General features: G+C 66.9%; 24 protein-coding genes and 1 tRNA gene. 16 read left to right on the top strand and 9 right to left on the bottom strand.

Annotated elements, in window-relative coordinates; genetic code table 11:
- Window positions 1-35 precede the first annotated feature (35 nt).
- The gene (locus E5673_RS02715; RefSeq protein ID WP_136188840.1) at window positions 36-770 is read right to left on the bottom strand and encodes a uracil-DNA glycosylase; all 735 of its coding nucleotides are present in this window, start codon (window positions 768-770) and stop codon (window positions 36-38) included.
- A gap of 22 nt (window positions 771-792) precedes the next feature.
- Between E5673_RS02715 and folK the strand changes: the two genes are divergently transcribed.
- The 3 genes from folK to E5673_RS02700 all read left to right on the top strand — a co-directional run bounded on the left by folK (window position 793) and on the right by E5673_RS02700 (window position 2,112).
- A complete protein-coding gene (folK, locus tag E5673_RS02710; RefSeq protein ID WP_136188839.1) occupies window positions 793-1,302 on the top strand; it encodes a 2-amino-4-hydroxy-6-hydroxymethyldihydropteridine diphosphokinase in 510 nt (169 codons plus the stop codon).
- 21 nt (window positions 1,303-1,323) lie between these two features.
- A tRNA-Lys gene (locus E5673_RS02705) sits at window positions 1,324-1,399 on the top strand.
- A gap of 242 nt (window positions 1,400-1,641) precedes the next feature.
- Window positions 1,642-2,112, top strand: coding sequence for a phosphatase PAP2 family protein (locus E5673_RS02700; protein WP_136188838.1), 471 nt, complete (start codon window positions 1,642-1,644; stop codon window positions 2,110-2,112).
- Here the strand turns inward: E5673_RS02700 and galE are convergent.
- Entirely contained in the window at window positions 2,109-3,107 is a 999-nt protein-coding gene (gene galE / locus E5673_RS02695; protein ID WP_136188837.1) for a UDP-glucose 4-epimerase GalE, read from the bottom strand. The two genes, E5673_RS02700 and galE, sit on opposite strands and share 4 nt — an antisense overlap.
- Window positions 3,108-3,166: 59 nt before the next feature.
- On the opposite strand from galE, the gene msrA reads away from it, so the two are divergent.
- Window positions 3,167-3,709, top strand: a complete 543-nt coding sequence (gene msrA / locus E5673_RS02690; protein WP_136188836.1) for a peptide-methionine (S)-S-oxide reductase MsrA — start codon at window positions 3,167-3,169, stop codon at window positions 3,707-3,709.
- Between the two features lie 99 nt (window positions 3,710-3,808).
- Here msrA and E5673_RS02685 read toward each other — a convergent pair whose 3' ends face one another.
- Window positions 3,809-4,828 carry an L-threonylcarbamoyladenylate synthase gene (locus E5673_RS02685; protein WP_136188835.1) on the bottom strand — a complete coding sequence of 340 codons (1,020 nt, stop codon included), beginning with the start codon at window positions 4,826-4,828 and terminating at the stop codon, window positions 3,809-3,811.
- A gap of 46 nt (window positions 4,829-4,874) precedes the next feature.
- On the opposite strand from E5673_RS02685, the gene E5673_RS02680 reads away from it, so the two are divergent.
- Both E5673_RS02680 and E5673_RS02675 read left to right on the top strand, forming a co-directional pair.
- Window positions 4,875-6,587 carry an acyl-CoA dehydrogenase gene (locus E5673_RS02680; protein ID WP_136188834.1) on the top strand — a complete coding sequence of 571 codons (1,713 nt, stop codon included), beginning with the start codon at window positions 4,875-4,877 and terminating at the stop codon, window positions 6,585-6,587.
- Window positions 6,588-7,197: 610 nt separating this feature from the next.
- Entirely contained in the window at window positions 7,198-8,013 is an 816-nt protein-coding gene (locus tag E5673_RS02675) for an arylamine N-acetyltransferase (protein WP_136188833.1), read from the top strand.
- 283 nt (window positions 8,014-8,296) lie between these two features.
- Here E5673_RS02675 and E5673_RS02670 read toward each other — a convergent pair whose 3' ends face one another.
- Window positions 8,297-8,653, bottom strand: a complete 357-nt coding sequence (locus E5673_RS02670; RefSeq protein WP_056053547.1) for a GntR family transcriptional regulator — start codon at window positions 8,651-8,653, stop codon at window positions 8,297-8,299.
- Window positions 8,654-8,690: 37 nt separating this feature from the next.
- Complete coding sequence (locus tag E5673_RS02665) at window positions 8,691-9,266, bottom strand: nitroreductase (protein WP_136188832.1); 576 nt, start codon at window positions 9,264-9,266, stop codon at window positions 8,691-8,693.
- A 117-nt stretch (window positions 9,267-9,383) separates the two neighbouring features.
- On the opposite strand from E5673_RS02665, the gene E5673_RS02660 reads away from it, so the two are divergent.
- A complete protein-coding gene (locus tag E5673_RS02660; protein WP_107954213.1) occupies window positions 9,384-11,177 on the top strand; it encodes a peptide MFS transporter in 1,794 nt (597 codons plus the stop codon).
- A gap of 117 nt (window positions 11,178-11,294) precedes the next feature.
- On the opposite strand, the gene E5673_RS02655 is transcribed toward E5673_RS02660, so the two are convergent.
- Window positions 11,295-12,287, bottom strand: coding sequence for an aldo/keto reductase (locus E5673_RS02655; RefSeq protein WP_136188831.1), 993 nt, complete (start codon window positions 12,285-12,287; stop codon window positions 11,295-11,297).
- Window positions 12,262-13,536 (bottom strand): cation:dicarboxylase symporter family transporter, encoded by a 1,275-nt coding sequence (locus tag E5673_RS02650; protein ID WP_136188830.1) that lies wholly within the window; start codon window positions 13,534-13,536, stop codon window positions 12,262-12,264. Before E5673_RS02650 ends, E5673_RS02655 begins: the two co-directional genes overlap by 26 nt.
- Window positions 13,537-13,605: 69 nt before the next feature.
- Here E5673_RS02650 and glmM point away from each other — a divergent pair, with 69 nt between their 5' ends.
- From glmM to E5673_RS02615, 7 genes are all read left to right on the top strand, one after another.
- Window positions 13,606-14,946, top strand: a complete 1,341-nt coding sequence (gene glmM, locus E5673_RS02645; RefSeq protein WP_136188829.1) for a phosphoglucosamine mutase — start codon at window positions 13,606-13,608, stop codon at window positions 14,944-14,946.
- Entirely contained in the window at window positions 14,946-15,161 is a 216-nt protein-coding gene (locus tag E5673_RS02640) for a DUF1272 domain-containing protein (RefSeq protein ID WP_136188828.1), read from the top strand. Before glmM ends, E5673_RS02640 begins: the two co-directional genes overlap by 1 nt.
- Before the next feature lie 315 nt (window positions 15,162-15,476).
- A complete protein-coding gene (locus E5673_RS02635) occupies window positions 15,477-16,337 on the top strand; it encodes a bifunctional hydroxymethylpyrimidine kinase/phosphomethylpyrimidine kinase (RefSeq protein ID WP_136188827.1) in 861 nt (286 codons plus the stop codon).
- A complete protein-coding gene (locus tag E5673_RS02630) occupies window positions 16,325-16,963 on the top strand; it encodes a ribonuclease HII (protein WP_136188826.1) in 639 nt (212 codons plus the stop codon). The genes E5673_RS02635 and E5673_RS02630 overlap by 13 nt, the downstream gene beginning before the upstream one ends.
- Window positions 16,964-17,139: 176 nt before the next feature.
- Entirely contained in the window at window positions 17,140-18,279 is a 1,140-nt protein-coding gene (locus tag E5673_RS02625; protein WP_136188825.1) for a site-specific DNA-methyltransferase, read from the top strand.
- 151 nt (window positions 18,280-18,430) lie between these two features.
- Window positions 18,431-19,495: a dihydropteroate synthase gene (gene folP, locus E5673_RS02620; RefSeq protein ID WP_136188824.1), complete on the top strand. Its 1,065-nt coding sequence runs from the start codon at window positions 18,431-18,433 to the stop codon at window positions 19,493-19,495.
- 80 nt (window positions 19,496-19,575) lie between these two features.
- Window positions 19,576-20,460 carry a bestrophin family ion channel gene (locus E5673_RS02615; protein ID WP_056064245.1) on the top strand — a complete coding sequence of 295 codons (885 nt, stop codon included), beginning with the start codon at window positions 19,576-19,578 and terminating at the stop codon, window positions 20,458-20,460.
- 304 nt (window positions 20,461-20,764) lie between these two features.
- Here E5673_RS02615 and E5673_RS19920 read toward each other — a convergent pair whose 3' ends face one another.
- Both E5673_RS19920 and hemC read right to left on the bottom strand, forming a co-directional pair.
- Entirely contained in the window at window positions 20,765-22,423 is a 1,659-nt protein-coding gene (locus E5673_RS19920) for a uroporphyrinogen-III synthase (protein WP_247599541.1), read from the bottom strand.
- A complete protein-coding gene (hemC, locus tag E5673_RS02605; protein ID WP_136188823.1) occupies window positions 22,420-23,325 on the bottom strand; it encodes a hydroxymethylbilane synthase in 906 nt (301 codons plus the stop codon). The genes E5673_RS19920 and hemC overlap by 4 nt, the downstream gene beginning before the upstream one ends.
- A gap of 64 nt (window positions 23,326-23,389) precedes the next feature.
- On the opposite strand from hemC, the gene tsaD reads away from it, so the two are divergent.
- Together tsaD and E5673_RS02595 are read left to right on the top strand one after the other, a co-directional pair.
- Complete coding sequence (tsaD, locus tag E5673_RS02600) at window positions 23,390-24,415, top strand: tRNA (adenosine(37)-N6)-threonylcarbamoyltransferase complex transferase subunit TsaD (protein ID WP_136188822.1); 1,026 nt, start codon at window positions 23,390-23,392, stop codon at window positions 24,413-24,415.
- Window positions 24,412-25,389, top strand: coding sequence for an NAD(P)H-dependent glycerol-3-phosphate dehydrogenase (locus E5673_RS02595; RefSeq protein WP_136188821.1), 978 nt, complete (start codon window positions 24,412-24,414; stop codon window positions 25,387-25,389). Before tsaD ends, E5673_RS02595 begins: the two co-directional genes overlap by 4 nt.
- Window positions 25,390-25,394: the final 5 nt, after the last annotated feature.

The raw sequence follows: 25,394 nt of genomic DNA, 5'->3' as shown, positions 1-25,394 counted from the left end.
CCCTCCCTTCCAGGGAGGGGAGCAAAGACCGCCGCTCAAACCGCCCCGCGCAACTCCAGCGCCCGCTTGAACACCGCGTCGAACATATCCGCGGTCAGCACGCCCGTATTCACGTTGTACCGCGAGCAATGGAAGCTATCGATCAGCACGCGGCCATCGGGCATCACATGCTCCGCGCCGTGCGCGAACCGCGCCTTGGGCAGCCGCCCACCCAGCATCTTCACCGCCGACTGATGCGCGATATGCCCCAATGCCACGAACACCCGCGCGGTCGGCACCGCATCCGCCTGCGTCTCGAGGAACGGCCGGCAGGTGCGGATTTCCTCCGGCGTCGGCTTGTTCTCGGGCGGCAGGCACTTCACCGCGTTGAGGATGATCGCGCCGTCCAGCGCCAGCCCGTCCTCGGCCTTCGCACCATAAGTCCCGGTCGCAAGCCCGAACCGCCCAAGCGTCTCGTACAGGAACTGCCCAGCATAATCCCCGGTGAACGCGCGGCCCGTGCGGTTCGCGCCATGCTTCCCCGGCGCGAGGCCGATGATGCCGAGCCACGCGGCCGGATCGCCAAAGGCGGGAACCGGCGCGTTCCACCAGGTCGGGAACTCGGTGCGCAGCTGCTCACGCACGGCGACGAGGCGCGGGCAAAGCGGGCAGTCATGCGGCGGCTCGGTCTCGGGCAACGCGGAGACAGGCGCGAAGACCGTCGTGACGTCGACTTCGCCGGTCTGTTCGACGGTTTCGGGAAGCTCGTTGGTGTAAGGTGTGGAATCCATGGGATTGCGCTAGGCGGACCAAATGTCGCCTGCAACCCCGCACCCGACGATCGCGCAGGCCACAACCACCTACGCGATCGCGCTCGGCTCCAACCGACGCGGCCGGCACGGGAGCCCGGAACACGAGATCGCCGCCGCTTTGGAAACCCTCGGCACTGTCGTCGCACGGTCGCCGACCGTGGCGAGCGCACCATTAGGCCCCTCGAACCGCCGCTACGCCAACGCAGTCGCGTTGATCGAGACGCAGGAAGCCCCGGCCGCGCTCCTGGTCCGCCTCAAACGGATCGAACGCGCGTTCGGCCGCCGCCCCGGCCGCCGCTGGGGTAGCCGCGTCCTCGACCTCGACATCATCCTCTGGTCGGGCGGCGCCTGGTCGTCGCCCGGCCTGACCGTTCCCCACGCCGCCTTCCGCACTCGCAGCTTCGTCCTCGGCCCCCTCGCAGGCCTGATCCCGCAATGGCGCGATCCACTGACCGGGCGAACGATCCGGCAATTGGCGCAATCGGTTGACCGAAAGCGGCCACGCGATTAGGTGCGCGGTCCACGATGGCGGGGGTCCGTAGCTCAGTTGGTAGAGCAAGCGACTTTTAATCGAGAGGTCCCGGGTTCGAGCCCCGGCGGACCCACCATCGATGCCTCGGGCGTTGCGCCGAGCAGGCGGCGGCATGTCCCGGCGATTCTCGCGGGCGCGTCGGTCGCGGCGATTGGGCTAGCCCTCATCCTCCTTGTCGGTCTCGCGGTCGATCACTGGCCGTTCGCGTTCGACCGGTCGATCATCCTCGGCCTGCGCGCGTGGGGCGGGCCGTCATGGCTGCCCAAGGTCGCGGCCGACGTCACCGCGCTCGGCGGCGGCATCGTCCTGACGATCGTCGTGCTGGTCGCCGCCGGCCTGCTGATCGTGCAGCGCCTCTGGCTGACCGCCGCCGCCATGGTCGCGGCCAGCGTCACCGGCAATATCGTCGTCGAACTCGTCAAGCTGCAGGTCGCCCGCCCGCGCCCCGACATCGTTGCGCACCTCGTCACCGTCACGCATATGAGCTTCCCGAGCGGGCATTCGGCGAACAGCGCGATCGTCTATCTGACGCTCGCCGGCCTCGCCTCGCAGGTGACTCGAGATCGTGCGACCCGAGCGTATCTGCTGGTCGTCGCGATCCTGCTGGTCGGCGCGATCGGTTGCAGCCGCGTCTATCTCGGCGTCCACTGGCCGAGCGACGTGCTGGCCGGGTGGAGCTTCGGCACGCTCTGGGCGCTCGCCTGGTGGCTGGCTACCGCTCGCGCGCGGCGAGCGATCGGCGGCGAGCGCCACGCGTTCGGCATTCCGCCCGCCGATCCGGCCTCCTAGCGGCCCTTCTCCGCCAGCGCCCGCTCCCACGCCAGCGCATCGCGGACGATCCCGTCGAGATCGGCGTGGCGCGGCGTCCAGTCGAGCGTCTCGAGGATCGCGCGATTGTCCGAGATCAGCATCGCCGGATCGCCCGCGCGACGTCCTTCCAGGCGGCGCTCGATCGTCCGGTTGGTAACCTTGTCGACCGCATCGAGCACCTCGAGCACCGAGAAGCCCTTGCCATAGCCTGCGTTGAGCGTGTGACTCTTGGCGGGTTCGGCGACCAGGACTTCCAGCGCGGCGACATGCGCGGCGGCGAGGTCGGTGACGTGGATATAGTCGCGCACGCCGGTGCCGTCTGGCGTGGCGAAGTCGGTGCCATAGACGCCGACATGACCGCGCTTGCCGGTCGCGGCCTCGACCGCGATCTTGATGAGGTGGGTAGCGCCGACCGTCGACTGGCCGCTGCGCCCCTGAGGATCCGCACCCGCGACGTTGAAGTAGCGCAGCGCCGCGTAGTTCATCGGGTGCGCCGCCGCGACGTCGCGCAGCATCGCCTCGGTCATCAGCTTCGACATGCCGTAGGGGTTGATCGGCACGGTCGGATCACCCTCCGCGACGGGCACCTTCTCGGGCGTGCCATAGGTTGCGGCGGTCGACGAGAAGATGAAGTGGGCCACGCCCTCGACCACCGCGCTCTCGATCAGCGCACGGCTGGCGGCGGTGTTGTTGCGGTAATATTTGAGCGGATCGCTGACCGATTCGGGCACCACGACCGAGCCCGCGAAATGCATGATCGCCTTGACGTTGTGCTCGCGGATCGCCGCGCGGACCTTCGCGTCGTCGGCGACGTTCGCCTCGACGAGTGCGGCGCGAGGATCGACCGCCCAGTCGAATCCCGTGACCAGATTGTCGAGCACGACGACGTCATACCCCGCATCGAGCAACGCCAGCACCGCGTGGCTGCCGATATAGCCGGCCCCGCCAGTCACCATAACCTTACCGTCAATCACGCGCGTCTCCTCTTTGTTGCGGGGTAGCGACTTCCTACATTGGCGGAAAGGAGATCGTTATGACGGATTATGTAACGCTGGCCGGCGGCTGCTTCTGGTGCACCGAGGCTGTGTTCAAGGACGTGATCGGCGTCGAGAGCGCCGAGAGCGGATATATCGGCGGGCACGTGCCCAGCCCGACCTACAAGCAGGTCTGCGGTGGCGACACCGGCCACGCCGAGGCAATCCGGATCGGTTTCGATCCTAAGCAGCTGAAGCTCGGCGATTTGCTCGACATCTTCTTCGCGACGCACGATGCGACGACGCTGAACCGGCAGGGCAACGACGTCGGGACGCAATACCGCTCAGCGATGTTCCCCGCGGACGATGCACAGAAGGCCGAAATGGAGGCAGCGCTGGAGCGCGCGCAGGCGGATTCTCCCAAGCCGATCGTCACCACCATCGAGTCGATGGACACGTGGTACGAGGCCGAAGGCTATCACCAGGATTACTGGGAAACCTCGGGCCGCTCGAACCCGTATTGCATGGCGGTGATCCCCCCCAAGCTGCAGAAGCTCCGCAAGAGCTTCGCTGCGCGGTCGAAGGCGGCGGTGAGCGCGTAAGGTCGGACCGATAGCCGTTCCCCCGCGGACGCGGGGGCCCAGCTAAATACCGTCATCCGACCTGACTCCTGGCCCCCCGCCTCCGCGGGGGAACGGGACTCAGCGGTGAGCGGCACGGCGCAAGCGGTCGTTGATCGCTTCGCCGATGCCTTCAGACGGGATCGGCGCGATGGCAATCCTCGGACGGTCGTTCGCATCGGCTGCGTGGAGTAGGTCGAACAGCCTCGCCGCGGCTTCGACAAGGTTTCCCGACGCGGAGAGCGACACGTCGCCTGCCATATCGCCGAAACCAATCAGCCACTCATCAGACCCTGCCTCGGTCGCATTCAACCGAAGCGCCTTGTTCGGCGCATAGTGGCTCTCAAGCTGCCCCGGCGCCGTCACCCCACTCCCAATCCCCCCCGGCGAAGGCCGGGGCCCAATTGGGGGACGGTCATGACGCAGGTCGTGCCCGGTTACATCCGACGTTCCGATTGGGCCCCGGCCTCCGCCGGGGGGATGCTCTAAGTACTGCTGGATAGCCTCCGCGGTAACCGGCCCCGGCCGCAGCACCGTCCGGCCGGCCACGATCGTCGACTCTAGCCCATCCTCGGTAGCCCCATCGTCGAGGATCAGCGGCACGTTCCCCCCCAGACTTCCCGCAACATGTGCGGCCGTGGTCGGACTGATCCCCCCACTCGCATTGGCCGAAGGCGCCGCCAAAGGCCGCCCCGACGCGGCGATCAACGCCTGCATAGCGCGATGCCGCGGCACCCGGATCGCGATCGTCTCCAACCCAGCCGTCACCAGCGCAGCGATCCCTGAATCCCCCCTTACCGGCAGCACCAACGTCAGCGGCCCCGGCCAGAACGCCTCGGCCAACGCCCGAGCATCCGCATCGAACACCGCAATCCGCTCCGCCGCCGCCAGATCCGCCACGTGCACGATCAACGGATTGAAACTCGGCCGCCCCTTCGCGGCATAAATCCGCGCCACGGCCTCCGCATTGGTCGCGTCCGCCGCCAGCCCATACACCGTCTCGGTCGGCACCGCGACGATGCCGCCGTCGCGAATCAGCGCGGCGGCTTCGGCGATCGCGGCCGTGCCGTAGGGTAAAATCCGAGGGTGTGGACGGGTCATTCCACAGGCGTATAGCGGGTCCAAACCGTAGCGATAAGAGGATGCGATGGCCTTCACTCCAGCAACCACCGAACAGCGTTTCGTGCTCGACCATGTCGTGCGGATCGGCGAGATCGCCGCGACCGAACGCTATGCCGCCGCCAGCGACGACGTCGTCGACGCGGTCCTCGAAGGCGTCGGGCAACTCGCGGCCGGCGAATGGGCCCCGCTTAACCGCACCGGCGACACCGTCGGCGCGAAGTGGACTGACCGTGGCGTCGTCATGCCCGACGGCTTCGCGCAGGCGTACAAGGATTATGTCGAGGGCGGCTGGGGCACGATCGGTGTCGAGGAAGAATGGGGCGGCCAGGGCCTGCCGTTCGCGATCCAGACCGCGGTGCTCGACACGCTCGGCTCGGCCAACATGGGCTTTGCGCTGTGCCCGACGCTGACCGTCGGCGCGATCGAGGCGCTCCAGCATCACGGGTCCCCTGAGCAGCAGGCGCTGTATTTGCCGCATCTCGCGACCGGAGAATGGACCGGCACGATGAACCTCACCGAGCCGCAGGCCGGTTCCGACGTCGGCGCACTTCGCGCGACCGCGACACCGCTCGGTGACGGCAAATGGTCGATCAAGGGCACCAAGATCTACATCTCGTTCGGCGATCATGACATGGCGCCGAATATCGTTCATCTCGTCCTTGCGCGGACACCGGGCGCACCGGCGGGCACGAAGGGCATCTCGCTGTTCCTCGTCCCCAAATTCCGCCTGAACGAAGACGGTACCCCCGGCGACTTCAACGACGTCCGCGTCGTCTCGATCGAGCACAAGATGGGCCTCCACGCGTCCCCCACCTGCGTGCTGAGCTTCGGCGACAATGACGACTGCATCGGCGAGCTGATCGGCGCGGAACTCGGCGGCATCCGCGCGATGTTCACGATGATGAACAACGCGCGGTTGAATGTCGGTCTCCAGGGCGTCCAGGTCGCCGAGGGTGCGACGCAGGCCGCGGTCGCCTATGCACTCGACCGCGTGCAGTCGGCGCGCGCCGGCTCGCCGAACAAGGAGTCGGTCAAGATCGTCGAGCATCCCGACGTCCGCCGCATGCTGATGCGGATGAAGGCACAGACGCAGGCGGCACGCGCTCTGGTCTATTACGCGGCCGGGCAGGTCGATCGCGCCAACCTCGGCGACCGCGCCGCGCGGAATCGCCTCGAACTCGTCACGCCGCTGGCGAAGGCGCACGGCACCGATCTCGGCAACGAAGTCGCATCGCTCGGCATCCAGGTCCATGGCGGCATGGGCTATGTCGAGGAAACCGGCGCCGCGCAGTATTTCCGCGATGCCCGCATCACGCCGATCTACGAGGGCACCAACGGCATCCAGGCGGCGGATCTGGTCGGGCGGAAACTCGGCCTGGATAACGGTGGCGCGTTTGCGGCTTTGATCGCCGACATCCGAGCGGAAGCCAAGGACGAGCGACTCTTGGCACTGGTCGACGCCTGCGAAGCGATCGGGCGTAAACTCGCAACCGCGGACGCAGACGACAAGCTCGCCGCGAGCTACCCCTTCCTCACGATCCTGTCGGTCGCGACCTGCGGCTGGCTGATGGAGCGCCAGGGCGGGGTCGCCGGCAGCGACGATTTCGGCCGGATGAAGACCGCGGCGGTGCGCTTCTACCTCGACCAGATCGTTCCCGAGGCGATGGGCCTGAACGCGGCCGCGAACGCGAGCGCGGCGGTGCTCTACTCGATCGAAGCGAACCTGTTCGCGGCCTGAGTAAAACGGCCCGTCATCCTGACGAAAGTCAGGATCCAGAGCCAAGCACGTTAGCCCCTTTGGCTCTGGATCCTGGGTCGAGCCCAGGATGACGGGCGGGTTTGAGTGACGAGCACTCTCCTCGCCATTCGTGCAAACGCGCCGCCTCTTTCGATCCTCCCCCGCAAGGGGGAGGTGGCACCGAAGGTGACGGAGGGGGAGGACACGCAACGGCGGTGATGCCTTACCGCCCCCTCCGTCTGGCAAGCGCCAGCCACCTCCCCCTTGCGGGGGAGGATCGCGGGGCACCACTGGTCGCGATAGCCCCAAACCACACCGTCATGCCGGGCTCGTTCCGGCATCCACCGTTCCGCGAATTCGAGAGAGATGAGAACGCGGAACGGTGGTCCCCGGAACAAGCCCGGAGTGACGGAGCAAGCAGGGCGCGTGTCCCACATCCGGTTCGCCCTGAGCGTAGTCGAAGGGCATGACCAACGCACAGGTGCTTCGACTTCGCTCAGCACGAACGGGGGAGGGGCACTGCGTCACGTGCAACACCCGGTGCCCCGCACTCGACGCCCCCGCCCAACGGACGGTATGGGGAAACAGCAAATCTCTGAAAGTCCGACCGATGTTCGACCTCGAAGCCTATCTCCTCCGTGTCGCCATGCCCGCGCGGCCCACGCTCGACTCGATCGGCCTCGGCCGCCTCCAGCACGCGCACCGTCTTTCGATTCCGTTCGAAGACCTCGACGTCGTCCTCGGCCGCGGCATCGCAATCGACACCGATTCAGTCTTCGCTAAGCTCGTCACCGCACGCCGCGGCGGCTATTGCTTCGAGCACAACCGCCTTTTCCTCGATGCACTCGCGGAACTCGGCTTCACTGCCCGCCCGTTGCTGGCCCGCGTGTGGATCGCCGCGACCGACGTACCGCCGCTCACGCACACCTTCGCGCTGGTGACGATCGACGGTCAGGACTGGATCGCCGACACCGGCTTCGGCGGCAGCTACACGCCCGTCCTCCCGCTCGCCGACGGCGCCGAGGCGACCGCTCCCGATGGCGCCCGCTTCCGGCTGGAAGCGACCGAACAAGGCTGGATGCTGCTCCGCGACGGCGATCCGATGACCACCGACGGTCGCGGCGAAACGGGAGGATTCCAGCCGCAATATAGTTTCACGCTCGCGCAAGTGTTCGACGCGGATCTCGCGCTGTCGAACCACTGGACCTCGACCGCACCGTCCAGCCGCTTCACCCATACCCCGATCGCCAGCATCGTCCTGCCGAACGGCTTCGCGTCGCTGATCGGCCGCAACTATCGCCGGCGCTCCGGGACGGATACGACCGTTGGCGAGATCACAGACCCGCGCGTCTACCGCATTCGCATGAGCCTATTGTTCGGGATCGACCTGAGTGTGGAGGATGTCGCGGCGCTGGGATTGTTCTAAACGTCGCGCAGAACCGAACCTCGGATTTCGCACCTCGTACCGCCGCGCCATCCCCCCTTCCGTTCGTGCTGAGTAGCGACCGAGTAGCTGCGTCAGCAGCGTATCGAGGGTGCGTATCGAAGCATGGGTTCCACGCGCCAACCTGTCCTTCGATACGTCCTCTCGATACGCGGCTTCGCCACTACTCGATGACTACTCAGGACGAACGGGGGGGAGCACGAACGGGACAGGGTGAAGACAAACGCAAGGGGCAGGGGAGGCGAAGGAAATCGCTCGCAGCGGCTCAGGCCCGCTCCCGCTCCAGCAGATCATGCGCATCCAATCCCAACAGATCGATATGCCCCAAGATCCTGGGCCACTGCGTCGTCACGAAATTCTCGCGCTCCGCCACCCGCAACGCCTCGGCCGCACCCGGCATCACGAACATTCCGACCCCGCGCCGCACCTCGACATATCCGTCGTCCTGGAAGCTCTGATACGCCTTGGCGACCGTCAGCGGGTTCGCACCCTGCTCGGCAGCGAACGCGCGCACCGACGGCAATTGGTCCCCCGCACGATAGTCGCCTCGCAAAATCCCCGCAGCGATCGTGCTGCGAAGGCGAATATAAACGGGGCTGTCGTCGCTGCTGAGCGCTGTCATGCTGTTCTAATACAGCAATCTGGCGGAAAGTCGAGGCTCAGGATTCCCAATGGCTTACGAGCCGTGCCATATCCGGGCGAGGCCGTTCGTCGAGCGCGCGCGACGGCGTGCCGATGAACATGAACCCGGCGATCCGCTCCGCCGCGGACCCGAACGCATCGCGCACCAAGTCCGAATAGGCCGGCCATCCCGTCAGCCAGCCCCCCGCAAACCCTTCCGCATGCACCGCGTGAAGCAGGTTCATGCATGCAGCCCCCGCCGAAAGCTCCTGTTCCCACAGCGGAATTTTGCTCTCTTTCGGCGACGACAGCACGACCACCAGCGTCGGCGCCTGATGCGCGAACTGGTCGAGCGACTCGAGTTCGGTCCGCGACGCCGAAGGCCGTTCCGCGAGGTACGCATCCGTAATCAATGACGACAGCGCCGCGCGGTGTTCGTCACCCACCACAACGAACCGCCACGGCGCGAGCTTGCCATGGTCGGGCGTCCGTGCCGCGATCTCGAGGATCGTCGCCAGCTGGTAGGAATCGGGGCCGGGCGCGATCAGGTCGCGGGGCTTTCCCGATCGGCGGGTGGCGAGCAGCGAGAGCGGCGTGGAGCGATCGTTGAGCATGCCCCGGCAGATAAGCCATGATGTGTGATATTTACAGGCCGAGCTTTGCCGCTAGGTTGCGCGCCATAACGGCCCCGCGTTCGACGGCGGCCAAGACGAGTATCAGGGAGCGTAAGAATGGTGGACACCCCGACCGCGGATACCCCGCGAGAGCCGGATATCACCCATATCAACCCGGCGTCCGGCGAAACCTGGTTCGGGCATCCCCGCCAGCTCGCGCGGCTGTTCACCACCGAAGCGTGGGAGCGGTTCGGCTATTACGGCATGCGCGCGCTGCTCACGCTGTACCTCACCAAGCATTTCGTGTTCGGCGACCGCGAGGCGACCGGGCTATACGGCGGTTACACTGCGCTCGTATACCTGACGCCATTGGTCGGCGGCTATCTCGCAGATCAGTATCTCGGCTCGAAGCGCGCGGTGAAATTCGGCGCGATCATCATGGCGCTCGGCTATCTGCTGCTCTGCTTCGGCGGCGAGACCGCCAAGCCGTACGCGACGATCGCCAACCAGCGTTACGCGATCGAAGTCGTCGACCAGGCCGACAGCGAAGTCCGCTATCTGGTGGACGGCGCGAACAAGCTGAAGATCAAGGGCAACGACGACGGCACCGTCTCGCTGCTCGCCCCCGACGGCTCGACCGCTCGGACGGTGGAGAAGGGCGGCTTCGAATCGGGCGCCGAACGCAGCAGCTTCTACGTCACGATCATGCTGCTTGCGCTTTGCATGATCTCGGTCGGCAACGGCTTCTTCAAGCCCAACATCTCGACGATGGTCGGGGAGCTCTACGCGCAGGGCGACAAGCGCCGCGATGCCGGGTTCACGATCTTCTACATGGGGATCAACCTCGGCTCGTTGTTCTCGCAGCTGCTCTGCCCGTTCCTCGCGGTCGCGGTCGGCTGGTGGGCAGGCTTCGGCCTCGCCGCGATCGGCATGCTCGCCTCGTGGACGCTGATCCAGTTCGATGGCGGCAAGCTCGACGGCTACGGCGAGCCCCCGGTTCGCACCGGTCCCGATCGCGCGCTCGGCATCTACGCACTCGCACTGCTCGGTATCCCGATCTTCTACCTGCTGTTCGTCAATCTCATGAACGCCGTGCCGCCGGTGCCGGGCTCCGGGATCGTCGGCTACATCGCCTCGCTGTCGCTGATGGGCAAATTGCTGTTCGGCACGTTCCTGATCGCGGTGCCCGGCATCCTGATCTGGTCGTTCATCAATGGCGAGCGTCGCGAGTTCCAGATGATGCTCGCGGCGATGGTGCTGATCGTGTTCAACGTCGTGTTCTGGACGCTGTTCGAGCAGGCCGGCTCGTCGCTGACGCTGTTCGCGGATCGCAACACCGACCTCAGCGTGTTCGGCCTTTTCAGCATCTCGGCAGGCCAGACGCAGTTCTTCAACGCGTTCTTCATCGTCGCGCTGGCGCCGGTGATGTCGATCCTGTGGACCAAGCTCGCCGCCAAGGGCCTGGAACCGTCGATCCCCGTCAAGTTCGGCATCGCGCTGATCGGCGTCGGCGTCGGTTTCCTGTTCCTCGTCTGGGGCGCAAGCATGGTCGGGCCTTCGTTCAAGGTCGCGATCTGGTGGCTCGCCGGGCTGTATTTCATCCATTCGTTCGCCGAGCTCTGCATCTCGCCGGTCGGTCTCAGCATGATCACCAAGCTGTCGATCGCGCGCGTCGTCGGGCTGATGATGGGCGTCTGGTTCCTGTCGATCTCGGTCGCGCAGTATGTGGCGGGCGTAGTCGCGCAGGTCGCCAGCGTCGAGACGGTCGGCGGCCAGGTGACCAATTTGAAGGTCAGCCTCGATACCTACGCCGGCGTGTTCTGGACGATCGGCCTGGTCTCGGCCGGCATCGGCGTCGTGCTGCTGCTGATCTCGCCGCTCATCAAGAAGTGGATGCACGGCGTTCAGTAACGAAAATTCCCCTCCCGCTTGCGGGAGGGGTTAGGGGAGGGCACGACGTACGTACTGGCGTCCGGCCTGCGAGGCACGCCCCTCCCCCGGCCCCTCCCGCAGGCGGGAGGGGAGAAGTCAGATCCGCGTCATCGACAGCGCCTTCTCGCCATACCGCGGCCCAGCCGTCCCACCCCTCGGCGCCGCCGCATCGAGCTTCGCCAGATCGTCCGCAGTCAGCGCAATCTCCGCCGCCTTCATGCTGTCCTCCAGCGTAACCCGGCGCTTCGACCCCGGGATCGGCACGATATCGTCCCCCTGCGCCAACAACCACGCGAGCGCCACCTGCGCAGGCGAAGCCCCATGCGCATCGGCAATCGACTTCACCACCGCGACCATCTCCATGTTCTTGGCGAAGTTCTCCTCTGAATACCGCGGATCGTTCCGCCGATAGTCACCCTCGGGAAGATCCGACCGAGCGGTAATCTGCCCCGTCAGGAAGCCACGCCCCAACGGCGAATAGGGCACGAACCCGATCCCGAGTTCGCGACACAGCGGCAGGATCTCGTCCTCCACGTCGCGCTCCCACAACGAATACTCACTCTGCAAAGCCGCAATCGGATGCGTCGCCGCAGCCCGCCGGATCGTGTCGAGCCCAGCCTCCGACAGCCCCAGATGCCGCACCTTGCCCTCGCGTACGAGGTCGCCCATCGCACCGACCGTATCCTCGATCGGCACACCAGGATCGACGCGGTGCTGGTACAACAGGTCGATCGTCTCGACCCCGAGCCGCTTCAGCGATCCCTCGCACGCCCGCCGTACGTTGGCCGGCGTGGAATCGACCCCCGTCATCCCGTTCTCGTCATAGCGAAACCCGAACTTGGTCGCGATCACGACGCCGTCGCGCTTGCCGCGGATCGCCTTGCCGATCAGTTCCTCGTTGACCAGCGGGCCATAAATCTCGGCGGTGTCGAACAGCGTCACGCCCAGCTCGATAGCGCGGTGGATCGTGGCGATGCTCTCGTCGGCGTTCGCCTCGCCGTACATGCCCTTGCCGATGCCGGCCATCGGCATGCAGCCGAGACCCAGCGCGGAAACCTCGAAATCAGGGCCGAGCGTGCGATACTTCATGCGGAATCTCCTGAGCGCCGTTCCCGTGATCGGACCGCGCTGCGACGGAGATGGTAACGGCGGTGTCCATCGTCACGTTCCCGACGGTGCGAAACAGGTCGGGTATGGTCTCGACCGCGATGAGCAGACCCAGCACCTCGAGCGGGATGCCCATCGCCAGCGCCACCGGCGCGACCGACGCGACGAAGCTGATCGTGCCGGGCAGCGAGATCGACCCCATCGTGGTGATCGCCGCGGTCGCCACGCCCGCCGCCATCTGCCCCGGCCCGATCGGCAGCCCCAGCCAATGGGCGACGTACAGCGCGACCGCGAGGTTCATCGCCGGGCTGGTCGCGCGGAACACCGCGACCGACAGCGGCAGGACGATCCCGGCGGTGGCGGGCGACGCGCCGAGATCGGTCGACGCCTTCAGCATCGCCGGCAGCGAGGCGAGCGACGACTGCGTGCTGATCGCCACCGCCTGTGCGGGCGCGACCGCACGCGCGAACCGGCCGAAGCCGACTCGCCCGCCGATCATCCCGATCGGATAGGCTGAGAGCAGGACGATGAAGCCGATCGCCGAGACACAGACGATGTAATGGAGCAACGCGCCGAACGCCGCCGTCCCGGTGCGCGCGCCGACCCCGTAGGCGAGCGCGAAGATGCCGATCGGTGCCAGCTTCAACACCCACTTGATGATGATCAGCAGCGCATCGACCACCGCCTGGAAGAACCCGGTCAGCACGCGGCGGCGATCGTCGGGCAGCTTCGTCACGGCAAACGCGAACGTCAGCGCGAAGACGGTGAGCGGCAGGAACGAGTCGCTGGAGGCGGCCGCGACGATGTTGGTCGGCACGATCGTGTCGAAGAACGCGCCGATCCCCGGCACCGGCCCGACCGGCGCGGCGCCCGTCAGCGCGGCGCGCAACGCGGAGCCTAACGCGTGCGGCAACGGGAAGGCTTCCAGGATCAACGGCATGACCAGCGCGGCCATGATCGTCGTACTCCACAGGATGACGACGATCATCACCATCGCGCGCACGGTGATCCGCCCAGCGCGCGCCGCCTCGGTGGTCGCGCCGATTCCGGTCACGAGCAGCCCGACGACCAGCGGCACGATCACCATCTGCAATCCGTGCAGCCACGCCGAACCTATCGGCTGCGTTACCGCGGTCGCAGCGATCGCGTTCGCCGGCGACCAGGCGGCCGCAGCGATGCCCATCACGATGCCACCGATCAGGGCTGCCAGAATCCGTGTAGTCTGCGACATGCTCGCCCTTCGTGTTCGACCGCGCTATCAACGGCTTCGGACACCGATACGGGACGGAAAGCGGACGCGATGGCAAGAAAATACTTCGGCACCGATGGCATTCGTGGCGCCACCAATGTCTCGCCGATGACGGCGGAGATGGCGATGAAGGTTGGCATGGCCGCCGGCGCCTACTTCCTGCGCGGCGATCACCGCCACCGCGTCGTGATCGGCAAGGACACGCGCCTGTCGGGCTATATGCTCGAATCCGCACTGGTTGCAGGGTTCACCAGTGTCGGCATGGACGTCGTCATGGTCGGGCCAATGCCGACACCCGCGGTCGCGATGCTCACCCATTCGATGCGCGCCGATATCGGTGTCATGATCTCTGCTAGCCATAACGCCTACGCCGACAACGGCATCAAGCTGTTCGGTCCAGACGGCTACAAGCTGTCGGACGAAGCGGAGGAAGCGATCGAGGCGTTGATCGACGGCGACATCCCGCTCGTACCGTCGAGCCAGATCGGCCGCGCGCGCCGTATCGACGATGCGCAGGGTCGCTACATCCACTTCGCCAAGTCGACCTTCCCCGAGAATCTCCGCCTCGACGGGATGCGGATCGTGATCGATTGCGCGAACGGTGCCGCCTATAAGGTCGCACCGTCCGCCCTGTGGGAACTCGGCGCGGACGTCGTCGCGATCGGCGTCACCCCCAACGGTACCAACATCAACGACGGCGTCGGCTCGACCGCCCCGCAGACGCTCGCCGAGACGGTGGTCGCCAGCGGCGCGGACATCGGCATCGCGCTCGACGGCGACGCGGATCGCCTGATCGTCGTCGACGAAACCGGCACGATCGTCGACGGCGATCAGTTGATGGCGACGATCGCCGCCAGCTGGGCGCGCCAGGGGCGGCTCGCCGGCGGCGGCCTCGTCGCGACGGTGATGTCGAACCTGGGCCTGGAGCGCCACCTCGCGGCACAGGGCCTAGGCCTTGTCCGAACCAAGGTCGGTGATCGCCACGTGCTCGAGAAGATGCGATCGAGCGGCTACAATGTCGGCGGCGAGCAGTCGGGCCACATCATCCTGTCCGACTACGCGACGACCGGCGACGGATTGGTCGCGGCGCTGCAGATCCTGGCGGAGGTCAAGCGTTCGGGCGCACTGGCAAGCGAAGTGCTGCACCGCTTCGAACCCTTGCCGCAATTACTCAAGAACGTCCGCTTCGCCGGTGGCAAGCCACTCGACGATGATGCCGTAAAGGCGGTGATCGCGCAGGCCGAGGCCGAACTGGCCGGCAACGGACGTCTGGTCATTCGGCCATCGGGCACCGAACCGGTGATCCGCGTGATGGCGGAAGGCGACGACCCGGCACAGGTCGAGCGCGTCGTCGACCGCATCTGCGACGCCGTCCGGAAGGCCGCCGCCTGATGCTCGAGATGCGCCCCGCCTGCGAACGCTGCACCACCGACCTTCCCGCCGACGCGCCGGGCGCATTCATCTGCTCGTTCGAATGCACCTTCTGCGCGGAATGCGCGGACGCACTCGACGAGCGCTGCCCGAACTGCGGCGGCGAATTGCTGGATCGCCCGACGAGGCTAGGTGAAGCGCCGCCACAAAAGCCGGCCGACGCGCGGCGGCACTAGGGGCTGCTTCGTTCAGCCCGCCACCTATCCACTTCTACCACCCCGGCGAAGGCCGGGGCCCAATTGGGAAGGCCGAAGTAACGGAACGCAAACATCAGTCAGCGACGTCTCCCAATTGGGCCCCGGCCTCCGCCGGGGTGGTGAAGAGAGGCACACCCCTGTCCTACATCCGACCGATCATGCCATAGCCGATCCCATGACCGCCAACCGCGCCAAACCCAGTCCGCCATCCCCAGTCCAACCCCGCCTCAGGCAAAGTGCAGACCCGCGCCAGCGTCTGCACTTCGTGAACTTCGCCCCGATCTGGGACACTTTATGACAGCGCGGGTTCTCATAATAGCCGGCTCCGACTCGGGCGGCGGCGCAGGAATTCAGGCGGATATCAAGACGGTAACTATGCTCGCCGGCCACGCGATGACGGCCGTTACCGCGATCACCGCACAGAACACGCTCGGCGTGCAGGCGGTCCACCAGATCCCCACCGACATCGTCCTTGCGCAGATAGACTCCGTCGTCTCGGACATCGGCATAGACGCCGTAAAGATCGGCATGATCGGCTCGGCCGAAACTGCCAACGCGGTCGCGGATATTCTCACTAGCTTGTTCTCCCGCGAAGGCGGGAGCCCAGACTGGACTCCCGCCTTCGCGGGAGAACAAGGTGGGGCAGGCCAACCTTACCCTGCGCGCATCCCCATCATCTTCGACCCGGTGATGATCGCCACCTCCGGCTCCGTCCTCGCAGACCGCGACACCATAGCCGCCTTCACTCGCCTCATGCGGGTCGCCACGCTCGTAACCCCCAACCTCCCCGAACTGGCAGCCCTCGGTGGCGAGCATGCAATCCGCGCACTAGGCCCAGCAATCCTCATAAAAGGCGGCCACGCCGAAGGCCCCCATGTCACTGACCGCCTCGTCACCCACTCCGGCGAAACCCGCTGGACCAATCCCCGCATCGAAACCCGCCACGCGCACGGCACCGGCTGCACGCTCGCCAGCGGCATTGCGACCGGCCTCGCTCAAGGCCTGTCGCTCGCCGCCGCAATCGAGCGCGCCATCGCGTTCGTCCGCGCCGCACTTGCCAGCGCGCCAGGGCTTGGCGCAGGCCACGGCCCAATGGGCCACGCACTCGGCACCAGCCCGTTCGACCAGTTGAAAGACCGCCAATGCCCGGCATGAAACACGAAAAGCTCTGCGTCGGCCCCGTCGCCGGTGTCGACGAAGCCGGTCGCGGTCCGCTCGCGGGGCCAGTCGTAGCCGCCGCCGTGATCCTGCCCGCAAAAGGCGTCCCCCGCGGTATCGACGACTCGAAAAAGCTCTCCGCCTCCGAGCGCGAACGGCTCTGCGCCCGCCTCAAAGGCTGCGCGATCGTCGGCATCGGCATCGTCCAGCCGGACGAGATCGACACGCTCAACATCTACTGGGCGACGATGAAGGCGATGACGCTCGCCGTCGACGCGCTGGCGGTCGAACTCGGCCAGGCCCCCGGCCACGTCCTGGTCGACGGCAACCGCTTGCCCCGCTGGACCTACCCCGCCACGCCGCTGGTCGGCGGCGATGCGAAGTCGCTGTCGATCGCCGCCGCCTCGATCGTCGCCAAGCACACGCGCGACCTCATCATGATCGCCGCCGCCGACGTGCATCCCGAATATAACTGGCATTCGAACAAGGGTTACGGCTGCGCGCACCACATGAAGGCGCTCCGCGATCACGGCCCCACGCCGATTCACCGCCGCAGTTTCGCCCCCGTCGCCGCCGCCTATCTGGCGCGCGAGGGACTTTTCGCACAGGAAACGACGAGCTGAGTCTTTCGCGCCACACCCCAAGGGCTTGAGCCGCGAGTCTCCCACGACTCAACATCTGGGCAACGGCGACTCGATTGGTCGCAACGACGGAATCGCACCGAAACGCCGTTAACGAATGTTTGCTTGACGGAGTCGGACAATTCCGCCGCTATGGGTGTCGATAAGGGGCGGAAAACATGGGTTTGATCGACACGATCGCACGGCCGCGTGCGAAAAAGGCAGTGGAGCCGGCGGTTCAAACCGTACTTCCTCTCGACCAGATCCTGCGTGGCGACTGCATCGAGCACATGAAGGCGCTCCCGTCGAACTCGATCGACATGATCTTCGCCGACCCGCCCTACAACCTCCAGCTCGGCGGCGAACTCTATCGCCCCGACGGCAGCCACGTCGACGCGGTCACCGACGACTGGGACAAGTTCGACACCTTCGCCGCGTACGACCGCTTCACCCGCGCCTGGCTCAAGGAAGCACGCCGCATCCTCAAGGACGACGGCGCGCTTTGGGTCATCGGCAGCTACCACAACATCTTCCGCGTCGGTGCGGCGGTGCAGGATCTCGGCTACTGGATCCTCAACGACATCGTCTGGCGCAAGACCAACCCGATGCCCAACTTCCGCGGCACGCGCTTCACCAATGCGCACGAGACGCTGATCTGGGCGTCGAAGGGCGAGAAGGCGAAATACCACTTCAACTACCGCGCGATGAAGACGCTCAACGACGAGCTCCAGATGCGCAGCGATTGGGAATTCCCGACCTGCGGCGGTGCCGAGCGGCTCAAGAAGAACGGCACCAAGGTGCATCCCACGCAGAAGCCCGAGGCGCTGCTGTACCGCATCCTGCTGGCGTGCACGAAGCCCGGCGACGTCGTGCTCGATCCGTTCTTCGGCACCGGCACCACCGGCGCGGTCGCCAAGCGTCTCGGTCGCAGCTGGATCGGCATCGACCGCGAAGGCGACTACATCGAAGCTGCGCAGGAACGCATCGAGGCAGCATTGCCACTCGACGAATCCGCCCTCGCAACCATGATGAGCCCCCGCACGCAGCCCAAGGTCGCGTTCGGCGTGCTGGTCGAGAACGCGTATCTCGCCCCCGGCGCGGTGCTGACCGATTCGAAGCGCCGCTGGCGTGCCACCATCCGCGCGGATGGCTCGCTGCTCAGCGACTGCGGCACGATCGGCTCGATCCACAAGCTCGGCTCGACGCTCCAGAACGCCCCCGCCTGCAACGGTTGGAGCTTCTGGCATTACGAGAGCGACAAGGGCCTGAAGCCGATCGACGACCTCCGCCAGACGTATCTGCTGGCAAACACGATCTAAGCAAAGTTCCGTTCGTGCCGAGTAGAGACCGAGCGTAGTCGAGGGCTCGTATCGAGGTACATGTCCTTCGATACGGCTTCTCGACAAGCTCGAAACCTACTCGGGACGAACGGTAGTTTGAACGAACGGCGGATTTGAGGAACAGGGGATCATGACCAGCCTCCACCTCCGCCTCCGCCCCGTCCAGTTCGTCGACACCCCGATCGGCCACGAAGACAACAGCGTCGCGCGCCTGGCGGGCGGCCTGCAATGGTTCGCCGCGTACGAAGTGATCGAAGGCCGCACCCGCCGCACCATCCCCGTCGCCGATGTGGCCAGACTAGGCGAGCGTGCCGCGCACTTACACGCCACCATTACCGCGCCCCGCCCGGCACTCAAACTCGGCGAACGCACACTTCACTTCGACCAGCCGATCGTCGCCGGCATCCTCAACGTTACCCCCGACAGCTTCTCCGACGGCGGCAAGCATGTCGACGACCCCGCCGCCGCCGCCGCCGCCGGCATCGACATGGCCGCCGCCGGGGCCACGCTGATCGACGTCGGCGGCGAATCTACTCGCCCCGGCGCGCCCGCGGTATGGGAAGGCGACGAGATCGCGCGGCTCGTACCCGTCGTCGAACGCCTCGCGCGCGCCGGTGCGATCGTCTCGGTCGACACGCGCAAGGCCGCCGTCATGGAAGCCACGCTCGCCGCCGGCGCGCACATCGTCAACGACGTCGCCGCGCTCCTCTGGGATGACCGCGCACTTGATGTGGTCGCAAATAGCGGCTGCCCGGTCGTGCTGATGCACTCGCCCGACCCTAAGAAAGGTGGCCACGGCAACGGTGGCTACACCAACGTTCTGACGGACGTCTTCGACTGGTTGGAAGCTCGCATCGCCGCGGTAGTCGCCGGTGGCGTCGACCGGTCGCAGATCATGGTCGATCCCGGCATCGGCTTCGGTAAGACGCTCGCCGAGAACCTCGCTCTGCTCAACGGCCTGGCGATCTTCCACGGTCTCGGCTGCCCGATCATGCTTGGCGCCAGCCGCAAGCGTCTGATCGGCGCGCTCTCGAACGAGGCCCCGGTCGACCAGCGCCTCGCTGGTTCGCTCGCGCTGGCACTCAAGGGCGCCGAGGCCGGCGTCCAGATCCTGCGCGTCCACGACGTTGCAGAAACCGTCCAGGCGCTGAAAATCTGGCGCGGACTACGCGATCAGTCGCTCGTTGGCGGCTAAGCGGGGCGGCTGATCGTCGCTGCATTGCAGCGAAACGTCTCTTCGCGCATTAAAAGCCCTGTTAACAAGGGAGCTTTCGTTTGATCGTCACTGCAACACCGCGCCTCAGTCAAATTTTGAGCGAGGTCTGGCGCCCGCTGCTGGGTCTTTTCGTCTGGGACGTCGTCGTCACGATCACCTATTACGTCCTGCCGTTTCATGCGCCGGCCCTGCCCCTGACGCTGTTCGGTACCGCGCTGGCGCTGTTCCTCGGCTTCCGCGACAACTCCGCGTATCAGCGCTGGTGGGAAAGCCGCGGGCTGTGGGGCCTGATGATCAATGCCTCGCGCAATTTGGCGCGAATGGCGCGCAACATGCTGCCAGAGCCCGAGGGCCACGATATGAAGCGGACGATCGTGCTCCGCCAGATCGCGTATGTGAATGCGTTGCGCTGTCAGTTGCGCAAGCAGCCCGCACCGCCCGAAGTGTTGCGCTTCCTGTCGAAGGAAGAGGCGTCGTTCGCGCTCGATCGCACCAATATCGCCAACGGCCTGCTCGACGGCACCGGCCGCCGAATCGATATAGCGCGCCGCAACGGCTGGATCGACACCATCCAGCAGACGCAGTTCGAGGCGATCCTCGTCGATATCGCCAACGCCCAGGGTGGCATGGAGCGCATCAAGAACACGCCGCTGCCGAACCAGTACCGGTTTTTCCCCAGCATCTTCACGCGGCTGTTCTGCATCCTGCTCCCGATCGGGCTAGTCGAAACGCTTGGGTTCGCGACGCCGATCGGTTCGACGATTGCCGGGTTGATGTTCCTGGCCGTGCTGCAGATCGGCGACGATCTGGTCGATCCGTTCGCGGACACGATCCACGATGTCCCGCTGAATGCAATGTGCCGGACTATCGAGATCGACCTGCTCCAGGCGATCGGCGACGAGGCTCCAGAGCCGTTGCAGCCGGTCCGCGGCGTGTTGTGGTAGGAAAGACAGGGGTCGGCGCTATGGAGCGTCGACCTCCTCTACAGAATGGCTGCCCCATTGGGCGCGTTGAAGAAAATAAGACCGGATCACGCAAAGTCCGTTCCGGACAGTCGTAGATCGAAACACACCGCCGACTTCAGTGTGACCCCGTGAGTGTTCCCGGGAGGATCGGCCTGGACGCCGCTATTCGAGAGCTATCCTGTAATCGGACAGAGATCGAACGGTCTCGCCGTCAAATCTTCGGACAGCCGAATGTAAAGTCATCGGCCGTAGATCGCTGTTCATCAGCGAAAACGCGTTTAGCTTAGATACCCGACGGGTCCGGGGCGGTGTCCGTTTCGGTTGCCGTTTGTGGCGTCGGCATGACGACCGGCGCCGGTTGCGGCTGTCCCGCCTGGCCGATCAATGCCGTGTTCTCGATCAGGTCGAGCGCTTGGCGGGCGACGACATAGCGTCGCGCCGCGTCGATCCAGTTGCCGGCCTGCGCCGCGCCGGGGAGGCGGGCGACTTCGGCGCGGGCCGCCTCGACCTGGCCGGCGCCGAGCAGTCGCCGCGCGCGCGCGAGGCGGTCGGCGGGCATCGGCGACGGCGTTCCCGCCTTGCGCAGCACTATCAGTGAGTCGATCTGATGCTGGATCGTGTCGAGCCAGTTCTCACCGGTCGAACTCGTGATGTCCGGCGCTATCGCATCGAGGCCCTGGCGCAAATCCTCGAGCGTAACCGGCTGCCGCGCAGACTGGATCAGCAGCATCGTCGCACGCGGCTGGGCCTGACCGAACCGAAGGCGCAACTGTTCCTCAAGATAGCCGAGCCCGACCCCGCGATCGAGCGCACGTCGCGCGGCGAAGGCGACCAGCAGGCCTTCCGCCCGCGTCGCCTGCCCACCGGCAGCGGCCGCGTCGGTGGTGATCGCTGCGGTGCGTGCCTCGAGCGCAGTCAGCTGGCCCGCCAGCGTCGCCTCGCGGGTTGCCAGCACGGCAGTGTCGACCGGCGCGGCCGCCTGCGGCTGGCCATCCGGACCGAGCGGTTGCGACGGGATATAGCCGGAATTGCTCGCGCCGGCTTTCTGGCCTGCGACGGGTGCGCCAGCGGTGGTCGACGCCGTGGCGCCGAACCAGGGCAGCTTCCTCGCGGCATACGCCATCAGCGCCAGTCCGGCGATGAACGCAAGCGCGGTCAAGGCGATGATGACGCCCATTCTGGGTCCGCGTGCCCGTGGGCGATCGGTCGGCACGTAGTCGCTCATGGCGTGCTTATCCCCGCCATCCACCGGATGGTCAATCGCGCGTATATTCGCACGTGCAGCAGCGAGTGCTACGAGTGCCGGATCGCTCGGTTGCGGGGCGATCGAGACGACCGCCCAGCCGGTTCCTGCCGCTTCGGCGACGGCTGCGCTGATCGCGGCGATCTCGATACCGGACCGGTCGATGCCCGCCGTAACGAGCACTTCCTTCAGCCAGGTCGAGGCGCGTTCGGAGTGCAGCAGCACGACGGCATCAGCGAACGATCGCGCAGTGTCGGCGTCGATCGGTACGGCATCGCTGGCATAGACGGTGACCGCCTCGACCCCGTCGCCGGTCGGGGCACGATCGCGCCCGGCAAGATGCAGCAGGCGCGCAAAACCACGATCGCGCGCTTCGGAAACGGCATCGCGAGCATCGCCCGACCCGGTGACCGCGACCGCAAAGCCCGCGTCGGTCGCCGCTGCCGCCGTCGCAGCGCCGACGGCGACCACCGGCAGGCGCTTCAACGCGTCCAGTCCCGTCCCGCCGTGCCGTACCGCGTTCGCGCTGGTCAGCAACAGTCCATCGAAACCCGCCGGATCGGGTACGCTCCAGTCGACCGGCGTTACGGCGAACAGCGGAACCTGCCGTACGTCGAGTCCGAGCGCCCGCAGTGCCACCGCAGTCCGGGCATTACCGGGCTCCGGCCGCACGACGACGACCGCGTGGGGCGACGTCATGCCGCGAACAACCGGCGGACGCTGGCCGGCGCGCGCGTGAGAAGGTCGACCGCCAGCATCGTACCCAGGTCTTCGCCAGCGCCGCCCTCGATCGATCCGGCGACGTCGCATGTCCCGTCTTCGGCGATCAATTCGGCGCGCAACGTCAGCGTCTCCCCCGCCAGCGACGCGAGCGCCGCGACCGGGGAGTGGCAATCCGCCCCGAGCCGGGCGAGCAACGCGCGTTCGGTCAGTACGCACAGGCTGGTGTCGGCATGGTCGATCGCCGCGACGATCGCGTGCGCGGCGCTGTCGGCGAGGACTTCGACGCCGACCGCGCCCTGCGCCGGTGCGGGCAGCATGATGTCGGTCGGGATCGCATGGCCGTCGTCGCGCCCGAGGCGATCGAGCCCGGCGGCGGCGAGTAGCGTGGCGTCCATCTCGCCGCTCGCCACCCGGCCGAGCCGCGTGTCGACGTTGCCGCGGATCAGCACGATCTCCAGGTCGGGCCGCAGCCGCAGCATCTGCGCGCGGCGTCGCGGCGAACTCGTCCCGACGACGGCGCCCGGACGCAGGTCGGCGAAGGTCTCCGCTCCGATCAGCCGATCGCGCACGTCGGCGCGCGGCAGCATCGCGGCGATCTTCAGCGTGTGTGGCCGGATGGTCTCGACGTCCTTCATCGAATGGACCGCACAGTCTATGTCGCCGTCGTGTAGCGCGCGGTCGAGTTCCTTGGTCCACAGTGCCTTGCCACCGATCTCGGCGAGGGCGCGATCCTGCACCCGGTCGCCGGTGGTGCGGATCACGACCGTCTCTACATGGTCGGGCGACCAGCCATGCGCCGCGCACAGGGCATCGCGGACCAGGCCTGCTTGGGTGAGAGCGAGCGGCGACCCCCGCGTACCGAGCCGAAAAACTGTCATCCTGCGTGCCATGCAGAAAGGGGCCCCCTTCGACAAGCTTCACGCGGGCCTATACAGACATGCGATGATCATTCTCGGCATCGAATCCTCCTGCGACGAAACCGCCGCCGCGCTCGTCACCGGCGACCGGCAGGTCCTCGCGCATCGGCTGCTCGGGCAGGAAGCGGCGCACGCTCCGTTCGGTGGCGTGGTCCCCGAAATCGCCGCGCGCGCGCATGTCGAGGCGCTGGAGCCGCTGATCGTCGCGGCGCTGGCCGACGCGAAGCTGACGCTGGCGGATGTCGATGCGATTGCCGCGACGGCCGGGCCGGGGCTGATCGGCGGGGTGATGGTCGGGCTCGTCACCGGCAAGGCGCTCGCGCACGCGGCGGGCAAGCCGTTGATCGCGGTCAATCATCTTGAGGGTCACGCGCTGTCGCCGCGGCTGTCGGACCCGGACCTCGAGTTTCCGTATCTGCTGCTGCTCGTGTCGGGCGGGCATTGCCAGTTGCTGCTGGTCGAGGACGTCGGTGCGTATCGGCGCCTCGCCACGACGATCGACGATGCGGCGGGCGAGGCGTTCGACAAGACCGCCAAGCTGCTCGGCCTGGGTTTCCCCGGAGGTCCCGCCGTCGAGCGCGCCGCAGCGTTGGGCAATCCCAAAGCCGTCCCATTGCCGCGCCCGCTGAAAGGCTCGGCCGAACCGCATTTCTCGTTCGCGGGCTTGAAAAGTGCGGTCGCGCGCGTCGTCGGCCAATATTCGCCCGAGGATATCGCCGCCTCGTTCCAGGCGGCGGTGGTCGACTGCCTGATCGACCGCACGACCAAGGCTTTGCGGACATCGCATGGTGCCACCGCGCTCGTCGTCGCGGGCGGAGTCGCGGCCAACACAGCGGTCCGTACCGCGTTGCAGGGTCTTGCCAGCGCGCACGGGCTCCGTTTCGTCGCGCCGCCTCTGTGGCTGTGCACCGACAACGCCGCGATGATCGGCTGGGCGGGGGCCGAGAGGTTCGCCGCGGGCCTCACCGATCCGCTCGATGTCGCCGCGCGTCCGCGCTGGCCGCTCGATCCGAATGCCGAAGCGGTACGTGGCGCGGGGGTCAAGGCATGAAGATCGGCGTCATCGGCGGCGGCGCGTGGGGCACCGCCTTGGCGCAAGTCGCAGCCTATGGTGGTCGCGAGGTGATCCTTTGGGCGCGCGAGGGCGCGGTGGTCGAGTCGATCAACACCGCCCATGAGAACACGCTGTTCCTCGGCGGCGTCGCGCTGTTGCCGACGATCCGCGCGACCGACGACCTCGCCGCGCTGGCGGACATGGATGCGATCCTCGTCGTCGCGCCCGCCCAGCACGTCGGCAGCGTGCTCGCCGCCGCCCCGATCGGCCGCATTCCGCTCGTGCTGTGTGCGAAGGGGATCGAGGCGGGGAGCAAGCGTCTCGTCGGCGAGGTCGCGCGCGCGGTACATCCCGATGCGCCGATCGCGGTGCTCTCGGGGCCGACCTTTGCGCACGAAGTTGCCGCCGGGTTGCCGACCGCGGTGACGCTCGCCTGCGAGGATGCGGCGCTTGGCGAACGGCTCGCGACCCGTCTCGCGGCACGGCATTTCCGGACCTACGCCTCGACCGACGTCGCTGGAGCAGAGATCGGTGGCGCGGTGAAGAACGTCCTCGCGATCGGTTGCGGCGTGGTCGAGGGGGCAGGGCTCGGCCAGAACGCGCGGGCGGCGTTGATCGCACGCGGGTTCGCCGAGATGACCCGGTTCGGACTGGCGCGCGGCGCGCGGGCGGAGACGCTGGCGGGGCTTTCGGGGCTGGGCGATCTCGTGCTCACCTGCTCCTCGACGAGTTCGCGCAACTTCTCGCTGGGTGTCGGCCTGGGGCGCGGCGAGTCGGCGGCGACATTGCTGGCGGACCGCCGGACCGTCGCGGAAGGCGCCTTCACCGCGCCCGTCCTCCGCGAAGCCGCCCGCGACGCGCGCGTCGACATGCCAATTACCGAAGCCGTCTGCCGCCTGCTGGAGGGCGCGCCGGTGAGCGACGTCATCGGCGACCTGCTCGCCCGGCCTCTGAAGGGCGAGGCGGGCTGACCGCC

Source organism: Sphingomonas sp. PAMC26645 (assembly GCF_004795835.1).
Taxonomy (GTDB): Bacteria; Pseudomonadota; Alphaproteobacteria; order Sphingomonadales; family Sphingomonadaceae; genus Sphingomonas.
This window is presented reverse-complemented; position numbering and strand designations above follow the sequence as displayed.